The sequence below is a fragment of the Serinicoccus chungangensis genome, assembly GCF_001483745.1.
In the GTDB taxonomy this organism is placed as follows: domain Bacteria; phylum Actinomycetota; class Actinomycetes; order Actinomycetales; family Dermatophilaceae; genus Ornithinicoccus; species Ornithinicoccus chungangensis_A.
Genome location: NZ_LQBL01000028.1, coordinates 655,062 through 670,024, shown reverse-complemented (window position 1 = coordinate 670,024; position 14,963 = coordinate 655,062). Strand labels below are relative to the sequence as shown.

The following is a 14,963-nucleotide window of genomic DNA, read 5'->3' as shown; positions in this document are numbered from 1 at the left end:
TCTGTACGCCACCTGACCCCTAGGCTGGGCCCGCAGGGACCAGCCGGCACGAGGAGGCCCCATGCCCGACGTCGAGCCCGTCGACCTGCACCTGCCCGGCTCCCTGCTCCGCCGCCACGACGCGCGCGTGCTCGACCCGGCGACGGCGCCCCGGGAGGCGGACCCGCGCAGCGGTACGCGGCTGCCCGCCCCGTCGGCGACGGCATACCTCAACACCCGGCTGCTCGTCGCCGGGCTGCTGGGGGTCTCCGCGGCCGACCGCGTCGACGAGCTGCAGCGGGTGCTGCGCGAGGCCGGGTATGCCGTGACCCTGCGCCCCGACGCCGCCGACGAGGCCTTCGGGCGGTGGCTGCTGCTCGCGGTCGAGTCCGGGGCCGAGCCCGGGGCGGGGAAGGGCTTCGAGGAGGTCCGCGGCGGGCCGATGGACCCCGACGACCCCGTGACCCGCCTGGACCCGGGGCTGCGGGTGGGCTCGGTGAGCGTGGCGGAGCTGGACGCCGGGTACGCCTCGCGCGTCTACGTCGTCCCCGACGCCCGGGTGCAGGAGCCCGACCCGTGGTCGCTGCTGCTGGCCGCGCGCGCCGCCGGCCTCGAGGACGTCGACCTGGAGCACCTGGTGCTGCCCGGGGGCGGCGGGTTCTACTGGGGCGGCCAGGGCGGCGGCCTGTACTGGGGTGGCCAGGGCGGCGGGCTCTACTGGGGCGGCCAGACCGGGGTGCCGGGCATCGCGCCCGACCGTGCTCCCGTGCAGCTGGCCCTGCCCGACCCCACCCGCGCCGGGCGCGCCCGCCGCGCCCCGGTCGTCGTGGTCCCCGACACCGGGCTCGGGGAGCACCCGTGGTTCACCGGGTCCGACCTCGCCCTGCAGCTGCGCTCGCTGCTGGGGTGGCCCGTCCTGCCGGGCGGCCGTCCGGCCCCGTGGCCGGAGGGCACCGGGGTCGAGGACGAGCTGACCGGTGCCCTGGACCTCCTCTCCGGGCACGGGACCTTCGTGGCCGGGGTCGTGCGTCAGGCGGCAGCGGGGGCCCGGATCGTGGCGCTGCCGGTGCTCGACTCCGCGGGGCTGGCCGCCGAGCAGGACGTCACCCGCACGCTGGCGGTCCTGCTCGTGCTGCACCACCTCCACCAGGACCAGGGCCGCGAGGACTTCGACGAGGCCGGCGGTGTCGTCGACGTGCTCAACCTGTCGCTGGGCTTCTACCACCAGGACGGGGTGGTGCCCGATCATCCGGTGCGTCGCCTCCTGGACCTCTTCGGCCGGGCCGGCGTCGCCGTGGTGGCCGCGGCCGGCAACCAGGCGACCACCACCCCCATGTACCCCGGCGGCTGGGCGGTGGGGCCCGGGACCGTCCTGGACACCGACCAGCCGGTGCCGCTGGTCTGCGTCGGGGCGCTCAACCCCGACGGGCGCACGGTGGCGATGTTCAGCAACGCGGGGCCGTGGGTGACCACCCACCGGCCCGGGGTCAACGTGGTCAGCACGCTGCCCGTGACCTTCGACGCCTCGGCGCAGGCCGACCGCTCCACCCCGGGCCCGCACGGTGGGCCGGACCGGGCCACGCCCGACCCGGACGACCTGCGCGGCGGGTTCGGCGTGTGGAGCGGCACCAGTTTCGCGGCCCCGTGGCTGGCCGGCCAGCTGGCGGCCGACCTGGCCGCGCAGCGGGCGAAGGATGACCTGAAGGATGCCCCGGAGGACATGCGCCGACGGGCCGCCGAAGCCCTGCGACGCCTGCTCGAGGAGACGTGATGCTCACCGACGACGACCCCGACGTCCGGACCGAACGGGACCGGCCCTCCCTCGGCGAGCAGGCCGGTGCCTGCTTCCACCGCTACCGCGAGGGGCAGGACCAGGCCCTGGGCGAGCTGGTGGACCTGGTGACCCCGCTGCTGTGGAACGTCGCCCGCGCCCACGGCTGCGACCGGGACGTCGCCGAGGACGTCGTCCAGGACGTGTGGATCCGGCTGGTCGAGCGGGCCCGGGACATCCGGGAGAGCGAGGCCGTGCTGGGGTGGCTGGTGGTGTCGGTCAAGCGGGAGAGCTGGCGCACGGCCAAGCTGTCCCGCCGCACCCAGCACGACCCGACGGGGACCGTCGACCCGGGTGGGGCCGACCCCGGCCCGGAGGCGCTGGCGGTCCTCACCGAGCGGCAGCAGACCCTGTGGGCGGCGGTGCAGGGGCTCTCGGAGCGGTGCCGGCAGCTGCTGCGCATCGTCGCCTTCTGCGACCGCCCCGACTACGACGAGATCTCGGCGGCGCTGGACATGCCCCGGGGGAGCATCGGCCCGACCCGTGGACGGTGCCTGGACAAGCTGCGGCGCTCGCTGGCCGCCGACGAGAGGTGGGCAGGACCATGAACGAGGACCGCGAGACGGGGGGTGTCGGTCCCCAGCCGTGGGACGAGGGCGACGTCACCGTGCTGACCGAGCTGCGGGAGACCGTCACCCGGCTGGACCCGTGCCCCGCCGGGCTGACCGAGCGGATCGCCTTCGCCCTCACGGTCCGGGCGCTGCACGCGGAGGTGGCCGAGCTGACCCGGGAGCCCCTGGCGCTCACGCGGGGCGACGACGACGAGCCGGACCAGGCGACGACGGTCACCTTCAGCACCGACAGCGTGAGCATCATGGTGACGGTGACCGCCGAGCACGACGCGACCGCGCGGGTCGACGGATGGCTCACCTGCGACGTCGACGAGATCGAGCTGGCCCGGCCGGACGGCCGCTCGGAGTGGGCGCCGGTGCGCGACGGCCGGTTCGTGCTGGCCTCCGTCAGCTGCGGCCCGGCCTACCTCGTCGTGCGTCCGCCCGGGGGCCGCACGGTCATCACCCCGACGTTCACCCTCTGAGCCAGGATGCCGCGAGCAACGGCCGCCCCCGCCTCGGTCGGGTCGCTCTTCGTCCAGGGCCGGTCGGCCAACGTCGAGGGTCGACCGGCGGAGGGGGAGAGGGTGCTGCGCCGCGCCCTGCGGCTGCTCCGCGAGCAGCGGCCCTCGCGGGTGCCGGGCATGGAGTCGGTGGTCTCGGGGGATGCCGCGGCCTCCGAGGCCGAGGTGCGCCTCCTGCTGTCGTTGAGCACCTCCCTGGTGCAGCGCCACGGTGCCGACAGCGCCCTGGAGGCGGCCGGGCGGGCGCTCGAGCTGGCCGAGCGCCTCGAGCCCGAGGTCCGGGTGGTCCTGGTCGCGAAGTGCCGGCTGCAGCTGGCGATGATCAACGGGCGCACCGGGCGGACCGGCATCGCGTTGGAGCACCTGGAGCGGGCCCTGGCCAGCGTCGACGAGCTCGGTCCGGCCGACCGCTTCGAGCTGCTGCTCTCGCGGGGCGCGGTCCGCGTCGACGGTCCGGACCCCTCGAGCGCCGAGACCGACTTCGCCGAGGCGGCGCGCATCGCCCGCGAGCACGACCTGCCGGTGCAGGAGTTCATGGCCCGGCACAACCTGGCGCAGACGGTCGCCCTGTCCGGCGACCTGCCGAGGGCCCTGCGGCTGTACCGCGACATCGAGCGGCTCGGTCAGGGGGCGTCGCGGGCGGTGGCCCTCCACGGGAGGTCCCGGACGCTGCTCGACTCCGGCCTCGTCGACGAGGCCCGCGACCTCCTCCTCCGCGCCGCCACGGAGGCCGAGAGCACGGGGCAGCGCCTCGTGGCCGGGGAGATCCAGGGCGACCTGGCGATGGCCGAGCTCGTCGAGGGGCGGCACGAGGAGGCGGCCGAGGTGGCGGCCCGGGCCCGGCGGCTCCTGCAGCACCGGGCCCCGGGTCTGCGGCGCCGCGCGGAGCTGGTGCTGCTCGACGCGCGCCGACGGCGCGGTGGACGCCTCGGGGACGTCGCCCGGCGCGGGCGGGCGCTGGTCGAGGCCTTCGACGCCGACGGCGACCACGTGGCCGCGGACCTCGCGCGGCTCGTCGTCGCGGAGACCGAGGTCGACCGCGGGCGGACGGCCGAGGCGGTCCGGCTGCTGCGGGCCACCGCCGACCTCACCCATGTCGGGTCGCTGAGTACCCGGCTGCGGGCCCGGGGCGTGCTGGCCTCGGCCGCCCGGGACGCCGAGGACGCCCCGACGGCACGACGCCACCTGCGGGCCGCCCTGGCCGATCTCACCGAGACGCTGGCCGGGAGCTCGAGCCTGGAGCTGCGGGCCGCCACCCACCTGCACGCGCAGGACCTGGCCCGGCTGGACCTGGCGGTCGCCCCGGACGCACCGCGGGAGACGCTGCTCGCGGTGGAGCGCTGGCGCGAGGCCGCCAGCAGGTCACCCGCCGTGCTGCCGCCGGCCGACCCCGAGCTGGCCCGACGCACCACCGTCCTGCGCCACCTGCGGCACCAGGTCCGGGAGGACCTGGACCGCGCCCACCGGATGCGCGGTCGGCTGCGGGAGCTGGAGCGCTCCGTCGCCGCCCTGTCCTGGTCGGCCCCGGGCGAGGGCGGACCCCGCGGGATGGTCACCCGGGAGGATCTCGCGCGGTCGCTGGGGCGCCTGGCCGAGCGGGACACCTCGCTGGTCTGCCTCCTCGAGTCGCAGGACCGGCTCCTCGCGGTGGCCGGCACCGCGCGGCGCCTGCGCACGGTCGACCTCGGACCGCTGGCCCCCGCCCTGGAGGAGGCACGTGTGCTGGCGGCCGACCTCGAGACCGGGGCGCGGGCCTGCGGCGGGCCGATGGAGCAGACCCTGCAGCGCTCGCTGGAGCGCTCCGCGCGGGCCCTGGACGAGCGGGTGCTGCGGCCCCTGCGGCTGGAGGGCCGGGCGCTCGTCGTGCCCGTCCCGGCGCTCGCCTCGGTGCCGTGGGGCCTGCTGCCCAGCCGTCGCGACCAGCCGACACCCGTCGCCCCCAGCGTCAGCGGCTGGGCCAGGGGCGGCACCGAGGTGACGTCCCCGACGGTGGCCGCCCTCGCCGGTCCGGAGCTGGGCCGCGCCACCGACGAGGTGGACCGCGTGGCGGCGGTCTGGCCGCACGGCCGCGCGCACCACGAGACCACCGCCGCGGACCTCGCGACGGCCCTGGGGGAGCACGACCTGGTCCACGTCGCCGCGCACGGCCGGCACCGGGACGACAGCCCGATGTTCTCCTCGCTCTGGCTGGCCGACGGCCCCTACTTCCTGGCCGACCTGGAGCGGCAGCCACGACGCGCCTCCCACGTCGTCCTCTCCGCCTGCGACTCCGGCCGCTCCCGCCACCGCGGCGGGTCGGCGGCGCTCGGTCTGGCGGCCGGCCTGCTCTGGCTGGGGGTGGAGAGCGTCGTGGCGGCACCCTGCCGGATCCCCGACGAGGTGGCTGCGGACCACCTGCCGCGCTACCACGAGCTGCTCGCCCGGGGACTGCCGGCCGACGAGGCGCTGAGCCGGGCGGCCACCTCGGCCCACCCGCTCGCCGGGGCCTTCGTGGCGTGGGGAGCGCCCTGGAGCGCCGCCCCGGCCGGCCCGTGACGCTGCGTACCATGCCGGGGTGAGCACTGCGCGCGTCCCCCGAGGGTCCACCCTGCTCGGACGCGACCTCGCGATCGACCTGGGCACGGCTACGACGCAGGTGCACGTGCAGGGACGGGGCGTCGTCCTGGACGAACCGACCCTCGTGGCCGTCGACACGGCCACCGGCCGCCTCGTCGCAGCCGGGGCCACGGCCCACGAGATGCTGGGGCGGACCCCCGAGCGGGTGCTGACGATGCGACCGCTCTCGGACGGCGTCATCACCGACGCGGAGGTGACCGAGCAGCTGCTGCGCCACTTCGTCGAGCGCGTCCGGCCGACCCGCCTGGTCCGTCCGCGCACCGTGGTCTGCGTGCCCAGCGGGGTCACCGCGGTCGAGCGGCGCGCGCTGGAGGACGCCGCCATGCGGTGCGGTGCGCGGCGGGTCCTCGTCGTGGAGGAGGCGATGGCGGCGGCCATCGGGGCCGGGCTGCCGGTCGACAGCGCGGCGGCCAGCATGGTCGTCGACCTCGGCGGGGGCACCACGGACGTCGCCGTCATCAGCCTGGGCGGGGTCGTCAACGCCCGGAGCCTGCGCGTCGGTGGCGACGAGGTGGACGAGGCCGTCGCGCAGGGCGTCCGCGAGGCGTACGACCTGCTCCTGGGGGAACGGTCCGCGGAGCAGATCAAGCACCAGGTGGGTGCGGTCTGGCCGCTGGCGACCGAGCGCACCACCCGGGTGCGCGGTCGCGACCTCGCCTCGGGTCTGCCCCGCACGATCGAGCTGGGCAGCGAGGAGGTGCGCCGGATGATCGAACCGGTGACGGCGCAGGTGGTCGAGGCGGTGCGTGCCGTCCTGGACGTCTGCCCGCCGGAGCTCTCCGGCGACCTGCTCGACACCGGGGTCACGCTCACCGGGGGCGGGTCCCTGCTGCGCGGGTGGACCGAGCGCCTGCGGCACGAGCTCGGGGTGCCGGTCCGGCTCGCCGAGGACCCCCAGCACGCCGTCATCCGGGGGGCGGGCATCTGCGTCGACGACATGAAGGCGCTGCGTCAGGTCCTCACCCGCCAGCCCGCGTTCCAGGGATGACCGGTATGCCCTCCCGCACCTCCCTCCTCGCGCTCCTGCTCCTCGCCACCACCGCCGCGGTGCTCGTGGTCGACCTGGCCCGGCCGGGCCTCGCCGCCCCCGCCCGCTCCGCCGTGGCCACCGCGCTCGCGCCCGCGCAACGGGTGCTCGCGGGCTGGGACGACGGACGGGTCGCCGAGCTCACCGCCGAGCGCGACGCGCTGGCCGCCGAGGTGGACCGGCTGCGCGCCCAGGAGCGGGACGCCGCCGAGCTGCAGGAGCTGGCCCGCTCCAGCACCGCCGCCGTGGTAGACCGGACCCTGCTCCCGGCGCGGGTGGTCGCCTTCGCGTCCGGCAGCACGCCGGTGGGGGGCCGGACGGTCACCGTCGACGTGGGTCGCGAGGACGGCGTCCTGCCCGACCAGACCGTCGTCGCCGTCGAGGGCCTCGTCGGCCGGGTGCTGCGGGTGGCCCCGACCAGCGCGGACGTCCTGCTGCTCGGCGACCCGCAGGTCGTCGTGGGCGTGCGCTTCGGCGAGGGAGGGGCGCTCGGCGACGTCCAGGCCGACCCGGTACCCGGCCTGCCGGCTCGCGGGCACGGTCAGCTCACGCTCACCGCGCTGGGCGACACCCGGATCGAGGTCGGCGACCGGGTGAGCACGCTGGGCAGCCCGGACGACGTCCCCTACGCCGCGGGCATCCCCCTGGGGACCGTCGTCGCCGTCGACCCCGACCGCGGCCAGCTCGGGAGCACGGCCGTCGTCCAGCCCTTCGTGGACACCGACACCCTCGACCTGGTCGCCGTGGTCCTCAGGGAGGACGGATGATCCGCCTGCTGGGTCCGCTCGTCCGCGGGCTGCTCCTGCTGACCGCGGTGCTGCTGCCCAGCGCCTGGCCCGCCGGCCTGGCCCGGCCGGACCTGGTGCTGCTCGTCGTGGCGGGCGTGGCGCTGCTGCACCCACCCCCGGTCGGTCTGCTGGTCGGGCTGGCCGGGGGCTGGCTCGTCGACGTGGTGCCCCCGGGGGCTGCCCCGCTGGGTGCGGGCGCCCTCGTCTACGCCGCCGTCGGTCTGGGGCTGGGCGCGGTGCGCCGCCAGCTCGTCCTGTCACCGGTCCTGCCGTGGGTGGCCACCGGGGTGGCGGCGGCGCTGGTCCTGGGCGTCCGGGGCGTGGCGGCGGCGGCGGGCGCCGGGCGGGCGCTCCCGGGCGAGCTGGCCTGGACGCTGGCCGTGACGATGCTGGTGGCGGTGCTCGTGCTGCCGGTGGTCATGCGGCTGGAGCGCTGGATGACCCGGCGGGGGTGGGCGTGACCACCCCCGCCCCCCGCCGCGGCCGGCCCGCCACCCGCGTCCCGCGGCCGGCCCTCACGCCCCGCCGGGTCCGGCGCCGTCGCTCGACGGGCGCCCTCTGGGTCGTGCTCGTGGCCGTGCTCGCCCTGGGCGGGCTGCTGGCCGGACGCCTCGGGCAGATGCAGCTCGGCCAGCACGAGGAGCTCGCCGTGCAGGCGGCCGAGGTGAGCACGCGGGAGATCCTCACCCCGGCCCTGCGGGGCCGGGTGCTGGCCGCGGACGGGACGCCCGTCGTCGCCAACGCCGCCAGCTCGGTGGTGACGGTCGACCCCCGGGTGCTGCTCGAGGCGGACGACGGGGGCGCCGGCCTCGTGGCCTCGGTGGCCGACGCCCTGCGCCGTCCGCAGGAGGAGCTGTGGGGCCGCACCCGCCTGTGCGGCACGGACGGGGCGCCGCCGGTGCCGTTCTGCTTCTCCGGCTCCCCCTACCTCCCCGTCCCGCTCGTCTACGACGTCGACCCGGTGGACGCCCTGGCCCTGCTGGAGCGACCCGAGGACTACCCCGGTATCGAGGTCGAGAGCATCCCGGTCCGCGCCTACCCCGCCCCGGAGGGGGTCAACGCGGCGCACCTCGTGGGCTACCTGGGCCGTCCGACGCTGGAGGAGGTCGAGTCCTCCGAGGAGGGTCTCGACGCGCAGGCGTGGCTGGGCCGCGCCGGTCTGGAGGCGGTCTACGACGAGGGCCTGCGCGGCATACCGGGACGCACCACCGTCACCGTCGACCCGCGCGGGGTGGTCACCGGCACGCTCGGGCGGACCGACCCGGTGCAGGGGGCCGACCTGCTCACCCACCTCGACGTCCGGGTCCAGGCCGCCACCGAGCAGTCGCTGGTGGAGGCCGTGCGCGCCGCGCGCCGGGCCGGCGCCCCGGCGACCAGCGGGGCGGCCGTCGTCCTGCGGCCCGACACCGGGGCCGTGCTCGCCGCCGCGAGCTTCCCCACCTACGACCCGGGGGTCTGGAGCCGCGGGGTGAGTGCCGGGGAGTACGCGCGGCTGCTCGACCCCGACCGCGGCGCGCCCCTCGTCAACCGGGTGGTCGGGGAGACCTACCCGCCGGCCTCGACGTTCAAGGTCGTCACCCTCCCGGCGGCGCTGCAGACCGGCATCGACCCCGAGGGGGAGTACTCCTGCCCCGGCGCGGTCTCCATCGCCGGCCAGCGGTTCACCAACTACGAGTCCGAGGCCTACGGCGAGATCGGGCTGCGCCGCATCCTCGAGGTCTCCTGCGACACGACCTTCTACCGCTGGGCCTACGACCAGTGGCGCGAGCTGCAGGACGCCGGCGCGGACGCCGACGCCGAGGACCGCTTCCTCGCGGTGGCGCGAGGCTTCGGCCTCGGGCAGCGCACCGGGGTGGACGTGCCGGGCGAGGAGGCGGGCACCCTGCCCTCGCGGCAGTGGAAGCAGGACTACTGGGAGAGCACCCGTGAGGACGTCTGCCGTCGGGCCGAGGAGGGCTACCCGGAGGTGGACGACGAGGAGCGGCGGGAGTTCCTCGAGCAGCTGGCGCAGGAGAACTGCGTCGACGGCGCCCGCTGGCGACCCGGGGACGCGGTGAACTTCTCCATCGGCCAGGGCGACGTCGCGACGACCCCGCTGCAGATGGCGGTGGTCTACGCCGCCGTCGCGAACGGGGGGCGGCTCGTCACGCCGCAGGTGGCGGACGCGCTGGTCCGCCCGGACGGCACCGTGGTGGAGCGGATCGAGGTGCCGGACCAGGGCCGGGTGTCGCTGGACGACGACACGTGGCGGATCGTGCGGGACGGTCTGGAGGGGGTCGTCACCGAGGGGACCGGTGCGGCGGCCTTCGCCGGGTGGCCGACCGACGACTACCCCCTGGCCGGCAAGACCGGGTCGGCGGAGTCCTTCGGCCGTCAGGCGACCTCCTGGTTCGCCTCCTACGGCCCGGCCGACGAGCCCGAGTACGTCGTGCTCGTCGTCGTCGAGGAGGGGGGCATCGGGTCGGACACCGCTGCCCCGGCGGTGCGCCAGATCTGGGAGACCCTGCGCGAGGTGCAGCCGTGATCCGGGACGCCCGGCCCGAGGACGCGGCCCGGTGCGCGGCGATCTACGCGCCCTACGTCACGGGCACCTCCGTCACCTTCGAGACCGAGCCGCCGACGGCCGAGGAGCTGGCCCGCCGCATCGCGGCCGCGCAGCGCGCCCACGCCTGGTTGGTCACCGAGCGCGACGGCGTCGTCCAGGGGTATGCCTACGCCGGCGCCTTCCGCGCCCGCAGCGCCTACGCGCGCACCGCCGAGACGAGCATCTACCTCGCGCAGGACGCCGGGGGGCAGGGGCTCGGGCGCCCGCTCTACGCCGCCCTGCTCGACCGGCTCCGCGGGCTCGGCTACGGCACCGCGGTGGCCGGGACGACCCCGCCCAACCCGGCCAGCGCCGCGCTGCACCGGTCCCTCGGCTTCCGTCAGGTCGGGGCGTTCACCCGGGTCGGCCGCAAGTTCGGCCGGTGGCACGGGTGCGACTGGTTCGAGCTGGCCCTGCGCGAGGACGTCGACGAGCCCGGGATCGGTGCGGAGGGGGCGCCGCGGTTGCCGTAGGGTCGACCCCGTGAGCGAGCCGACCCCCACCGACCCGATCAGCCCCGAGCTGCGCGCCGACGTCCGGCGCGTCTCCACCCTCCTGGGCCAGTCCCTCGTGCGCCACCACGGGGAGGAGCTGCTGGACGCGGTCGAGGAGGTGCGCCTGGCCACCAAGGCCAGCAAGGAGGGCGACGAGGAGGCGGCCGCGCAGGTCCGTCGGGTGCTCGCCGAGCTGCCCCTGGACGAGGCGACCGAGCTGGTGCGCGCGTTCTCGGCATACTTCCACCTCGCGAATGCCGCCGAGCAGGTCCACCGCGTCCGCACCCACGCCGCCCGTCCGGAGGGGGAGGGCTGGCTCACCTCCGCCGTGCGCGACGTCGTCGACGTCGGCGGGCCGCAGCTGCTCGCCGACAGCGTCGCCGAGCTCGACGTGCGCCCGGTGTTCACCGCGCACCCGACCGAGGCGTCCCGGCGCAGCGTGCTCACCAAGATCCGCCACCTGTCGGACCTGCTGGCGACGCCGACGGAGCCGGACACCCTGGCCCGTCGCCGCCAGGACCGGGACCTCGGCGAGCTCGTCGACCTCATCTGGCAGACCGACGAGCTGCGGCAGAACCGCCCCACGCCGCTGGACGAGGCGCGCAACGCCATGTACTACCTCGACGAGGTCCTCACCACCACCATGCCCGCCCTGCTCGGGCACCTCGCCGACCTCCTGGCCGAGCACGACGTGCGGCTGCCCGCGGGGCGCACCCCCGTCCGGTTCGGGAGCTGGATCGGCGGCGACCGCGACGGCAACCCCTACGTCACCCCCGCCGTGACCCGTGAGGTGCTCCGGCTGCAGGGGACGCACGCCGTCAAGGTGGCGCTGGCGCTGGTCGACCTGCTCATCTCCCAGCTGTCCTCCTCGACCGTCGTGGTCGACGTGGAGGAGGAGCTCATGGCGTCGGTGCGCGAGGACCTCGCCCACCTGCCGGGCCTGGACAAGCGGGTCCTGGAGCTCAACGCCCAGGAGCCCTACCGGCTCAAGCTCACCTGCGTGCGGGCCAAGCTGCTCAACACGCGTCGCCGGTTCGAGGCCGGGACCTCGCACGAGGAGGGCCGGGACTACTCCGAGGTGGGGGAGATCCTCGCCGACCTGCGGGTGGTCGCCGACTCGCTGCGCCGGCACGGGGGCGATCTCGTCGCCGACGGCCGGCTCGCCCACGCCACCCGGACCATCGCCTCCACCGGGCTGCACCTCGCGACCCTCGACGTGCGGGAGCACTCGGAGAGGCACCACGAGGCGCTGGCGCCGATGCTCGACGCCGCCGGAGCGACCGGCGAGGGAGGGTATGCCGCGCTCGCCCGGGAGGAGCGGCTCGCCCTGCTCGGCGAGGAGCTGGGCTCGCGCCGCCCCCTGCTCACCCGCGCCGCCCCGCGGGAGCAGACGCTGGCGGTCTTCGACGAGATCCGCGAGGCGCTCGCCACCTACGGCCCGGACGTGGTGGAGACCTACATCATCTCGATGACCCAGGGACCCGACGACGTGCTCGCGGCCGCGGTGCTGGCCCGCGAGGCCGGGCTGGTCGACCTGCACGGCGACACCGGTGGGGAGGGCGCCTTCGCGCGCATCGGGTTCGCGCCGCTGCTGGAGACCATCGACGAGCTGCGCGGCGCGGCCGGGCTCGTCGACGCGATGCTGTCCACGCCGGCATACCGCGAGCTGGTGCGGCTGCGCGGGGACGTGCAGGAGGTCATGCTCGGCTACTCCGACTCCAACAAGCAGGCCGGGGTGCTCACCAGCCAGTGGGGCATCCACCAGGCGCAGCGCGCGCTGCGCGACGTCGCCGCCCGGCACGGGGTGCGGCTGCGGCTCTTCCACGGCCGCGGCGGGTCGGTCGGGCGCGGCGGCGGCCCCACCTACGACGCCATCCTCGCGCAGCCCAACGGCGTGCTCGAGGGGGAGATCAAGTTCACCGAGCAGGGCGAGGTGATCTCCGACAAGTACTCCCTGCCCGCGCTGGCCCAGGAGAACCTCGAGCTGTCACTGGCCGCCGTGCTGCGCGCCTCCGCCCTGCACCGCGACCCGCGCACGACCGCCGAGGAGCGGACCCGCTACGGCGCGGTGATGGACGTCGCCAGCGACGCCGCCTTCGCGGCATACCGTCGGCTCATCGACGACGAGGACCTCCCGGCCTACTTCGTGGCCGCGACCCCCGTGGACCAGCTCGGCGCGCTCAACATCGGGTCACGGCCCAGCAAGCGGCCGGACACCGGCAAGGGGCTGGACGGCCTCCGGGCGATCCCGTGGGTCTTCGGCTGGACGCAGACGCGGCAGATCGTCCCCGGCTGGTTCGGGGTGGGGTCGGGGCTGCGGGCCGCGCGGGAGGCGGGCCACGAGGCCGAGCTCACCGAGATGCTGGACCACTGGCACTTCTTCCGGTCGGTCATCTCCAACGTGGAGATGACCGTGGCCAAGACCGACCTCGACATCGCGGCGCACTACGTCGACACCCTCGTGCCGGCGCCGCTGCGGCACATCTTCGAGACCATCCGTGCCGAGTTCGAGCTCACGGTGGCCGAGCTCAAGCGGCTCACCGGCGAGGAGCACCTCCTCGACGACCAGCCGGTGCTCAAGCGCACCCTCGCCGTGCGCGACAACTACCTCGACCCCATCTCCTACCTGCAGGTCGAGCTGCTGCGTCGGCTGCGCGACCGTCCGGCGGGCGACGAGGGCGGAGGTGGCGACCCGGCCTCCGACGAGGAGGTGGACGAGCTGCAGCGGGCGCTGCTGGTCACGGTCAACGGGGTGGCTGCGGGGCTGCGCAACACCGGCTGACCGGTGAGAGGACTCTCATGAGAAGCGCCCTCATCCACGGGGTCCAGGCTGGTCCTCATGAGGATCTCCCGAGCCCCCCGGACCACGACCGCCCTGGCCCTCGCCCTGGCGCTGACCCTCTCCGCCTGCGGCGGCACCGAGGGTGCCACCGAGGGCATCGAGGCCACCGCCGCACCGACCGGCGCCTCCTCCGAGACCGGCGATGACGACGCCGGTGCCGGGGGCACCGAGACGGGCGCGACCGACGACACCGGCAGCGACACCGGCAGCGCCACCGACGGGCAGGGCACCCAGGACGGGGGTGCCGGCGAGGACATCACCGCGGCCGCCCTCGCGGCGATCGAGGCCGCGCAGCAGGAGACCGGCGGGACGGCGTACGAGGTCGACGGCGACGACGACGGCACCTGGGAGGTCGACCTGCGGGTCGACGGCCGGTCGGTGACGGTGGAGGTCGACGCGGGCGGTGCGGTCACCCGGGTGGGGGAGGACGACCTGGACGCCGAGGAGCTGGCGGCCATGGACGCGGCCCAGGTCTCCCTCGAGGAGGCCGTCACCACCGCCGTCGACGAGGTCGGCGGCAGCCTGGACGACGCCAGCCTCGAGGAGGAGGGCGACCCGTCCTGGGAGGTGTCGGTGGACCGAGGTCCCGGCTCCGGGGACGACGTCGACGTCTGGGTGGACGCCGTGACGGGTGAGGTGCTCCGCACCGACGCCTGACCGGGCTGGGTGCGGAGCCCGCGGGGGCACCTGAGAGCATCAGCCCATGCCCGAGGGTCACACGCTGCACCGCCTGGCGCGCTCGCTCGACGACGCCTTCGGCGGCACAGCGCCCGCCGTGAGCAGTCCCCAGGGGCGCTTCGCCGAGGGGGCCGCCCAGCTCGACGGGTCCGTGCTGGAGCGCGCGTGGGCTCACGGCAAGCTCCTCTTCGTCGACTTCGCCGGGGGCCGGACGCTCTACGTGCACCTCGGGCTCATCGGCAAGTGGTTCGTCCTGCCCGTCGACCCGGGCGGCCAGGACCCGCCGGCCACCGGGCAGGTGCGGCTGCGGCTGCTCTCCGACACCCACGTCGCCGACCTGCGGGGGCCCATGGCCTGCCAGGTCGTGGACGAGGCGGAGGTCGACCGCCTCGTCCTGCGCCAGGGACCCGACCCGCTGCAGCCGGTGAGCGAGCTCAACGACCCGGACGCCGCATACCGCACGATCACCCGGTCGGGGAAGACCGTGGCCGAGCTGCTCATGGACCAGACCGTCCTCGCGGGCGTCGGCAACATCTACCGGTGCGAGGTGCTGTGGCGCCACCGGCTGCACCCGTTGCGGCCGGGGAAGACGCTCAAGCGAGCCTCGTGGCAGCTCGTCTGGGACGACCTCGTGCGGCTCATGCCGTTCGGGGTGCGCACCGGCACCATCATCACGCTCGACGACGTGCTGGAGGACACCGAGGCCGCCCTGGGCCGGGGAGAGGAGCCGGCGGTGCCGCGCGAGTTCGCGGTCTACCAGCGCACCGGGCTGCCCTGCCTGCGCTGCGGCTCGGTCGTGCGGCACAAGGTCGTCGCCGGCCGCAACCTCTTCTGGTGCGGCAACTGCCAGCGCCGCACCTGAGGACGCCGCGCCCCCCGCCCGGCCCGCACTGCCCGGCCCTGCCCCGTCCCGCGCGCCCCCGCCCGCCCTCCGCGCCATCCCGTGGCGCCTGAGCAGAGAAAGGTTCCCCAGACAGGGGTCGTGACCCCTGCCTCGGGGACGTTTCTCTGCTCAGGTTGCGCTCGCCGGGTGGCCGTTGTGGACAACC

At 76.0% G+C, this 14,963-nt stretch carries 12 protein-coding genes; all 12 read left to right on the top strand.

Annotated features, from left to right (window positions below; translation table 11 throughout):
• The first annotated feature begins 61 nt into the window (after positions 1 to 61).
• Genes AVL62_RS11460 through AVL62_RS11405 form a run of 12 tightly spaced genes read left to right on the top strand, consistent with a single transcriptional unit; the run spans position 62 to position 14,776 of the window.
• Positions 62 to 1,750 carry a S8 family serine peptidase gene (locus tag AVL62_RS11460; RefSeq protein WP_058891730.1) on the top strand — a complete coding sequence of 563 codons (1,689 nt, stop codon included), beginning with the start codon at positions 62 to 64 and terminating at the stop codon, positions 1,748 to 1,750.
• Positions 1,750 to 2,358, top strand: a complete 609-nt coding sequence (locus AVL62_RS11455; RefSeq protein WP_058891729.1) for an RNA polymerase sigma factor — start codon at positions 1,750 to 1,752, stop codon at positions 2,356 to 2,358. The genes AVL62_RS11460 and AVL62_RS11455 overlap by 1 nt, the downstream gene beginning before the upstream one ends.
• The gene (locus AVL62_RS11450; protein WP_058891728.1) at positions 2,355 to 2,846 is read left to right on the top strand and encodes a hypothetical protein; all 492 of its coding nucleotides are present in this window, start codon (positions 2,355 to 2,357) and stop codon (positions 2,844 to 2,846) included. The genes AVL62_RS11455 and AVL62_RS11450 overlap by 4 nt, the downstream gene beginning before the upstream one ends.
• Before the next feature lie 6 nt (positions 2,847 to 2,852).
• The gene (locus AVL62_RS11445) at positions 2,853 to 5,420 is read left to right on the top strand and encodes a CHAT domain-containing protein (protein ID WP_058891727.1); all 2,568 of its coding nucleotides are present in this window, start codon (positions 2,853 to 2,855) and stop codon (positions 5,418 to 5,420) included.
• A 19-nt stretch (positions 5,421 to 5,439) separates the two neighbouring features.
• Positions 5,440 to 6,489 carry a rod shape-determining protein gene (locus AVL62_RS11440; RefSeq protein ID WP_058891726.1) on the top strand — a complete coding sequence of 350 codons (1,050 nt, stop codon included), beginning with the start codon at positions 5,440 to 5,442 and terminating at the stop codon, positions 6,487 to 6,489.
• Between the two features lie 5 nt (positions 6,490 to 6,494).
• Entirely contained in the window at positions 6,495 to 7,295 is an 801-nt protein-coding gene (gene mreC / locus AVL62_RS11435; protein ID WP_058891725.1) for a rod shape-determining protein MreC, read from the top strand.
• Positions 7,292 to 7,777 (top strand): rod shape-determining protein MreD, encoded by a 486-nt coding sequence (gene mreD / locus AVL62_RS11430; RefSeq protein ID WP_058891724.1) that lies wholly within the window; start codon positions 7,292 to 7,294, stop codon positions 7,775 to 7,777. Before mreC ends, mreD begins: the two co-directional genes overlap by 4 nt.
• Positions 7,774 to 9,840 (top strand): penicillin-binding protein 2, encoded by a 2,067-nt coding sequence (mrdA, locus tag AVL62_RS11425; protein ID WP_235585669.1) that lies wholly within the window; start codon positions 7,774 to 7,776, stop codon positions 9,838 to 9,840. The genes mreD and mrdA overlap by 4 nt, the downstream gene beginning before the upstream one ends.
• A complete protein-coding gene (locus tag AVL62_RS11420) occupies positions 9,837 to 10,373 on the top strand; it encodes a GNAT family N-acetyltransferase (RefSeq protein WP_083518888.1) in 537 nt (178 codons plus the stop codon). The genes mrdA and AVL62_RS11420 overlap by 4 nt, the downstream gene beginning before the upstream one ends.
• A 10-nt stretch (positions 10,374 to 10,383) precedes the next feature.
• Positions 10,384 to 13,176, top strand: coding sequence for a phosphoenolpyruvate carboxylase (gene ppc, locus AVL62_RS11415; protein WP_058891723.1), 2,793 nt, complete (start codon positions 10,384 to 10,386; stop codon positions 13,174 to 13,176).
• 57 nt (positions 13,177 to 13,233) lie between these two features.
• The gene (locus tag AVL62_RS11410; RefSeq protein WP_058891722.1) at positions 13,234 to 13,893 is read left to right on the top strand and encodes a PepSY domain-containing protein; all 660 of its coding nucleotides are present in this window, start codon (positions 13,234 to 13,236) and stop codon (positions 13,891 to 13,893) included.
• A 46-nt stretch (positions 13,894 to 13,939) separates the two neighbouring features.
• Entirely contained in the window at positions 13,940 to 14,776 is an 837-nt protein-coding gene (locus AVL62_RS11405) for an Fpg/Nei family DNA glycosylase (protein ID WP_058891721.1), read from the top strand.
• Positions 14,777 to 14,963 lie beyond the last annotated feature (187 nt).

What these genes read in the sequence shown, in the direction of transcription:
- AVL62_RS11460 (WP_058891730.1), top strand. Translation starts at nt 62, where the DNA reads ATGCCCGACGTCGAGCCCGTCGACCTGCACCTGCCCGGCTCCCTGCTC.
- AVL62_RS11455 (WP_058891729.1), top strand. Translation starts at nt 1,750, where the DNA reads ATGCTCACCGACGACGACCCCGACGTCCGGACCGAACGGGACCGGCCC.
- AVL62_RS11450 (WP_058891728.1), top strand. Translation starts at nt 2,355, where the DNA reads ATGAACGAGGACCGCGAGACGGGGGGTGTCGGTCCCCAGCCGTGGGAC.
- AVL62_RS11445 (WP_058891727.1), top strand. Translation starts at nt 2,853, where the DNA reads ATGCCGCGAGCAACGGCCGCCCCCGCCTCGGTCGGGTCGCTCTTCGTC.
- mreC (WP_058891725.1), top strand. Translation starts at nt 6,495, where the DNA reads ATGCCCTCCCGCACCTCCCTCCTCGCGCTCCTGCTCCTCGCCACCACC.
- mreD (WP_058891724.1), top strand. Translation starts at nt 7,292, where the DNA reads ATGATCCGCCTGCTGGGTCCGCTCGTCCGCGGGCTGCTCCTGCTGACC.
- AVL62_RS11410 (WP_058891722.1), top strand. Translation starts at nt 13,234, where the DNA reads ATGAGGATCTCCCGAGCCCCCCGGACCACGACCGCCCTGGCCCTCGCC.
- AVL62_RS11405 (WP_058891721.1), top strand. Translation starts at nt 13,940, where the DNA reads ATGCCCGAGGGTCACACGCTGCACCGCCTGGCGCGCTCGCTCGACGAC.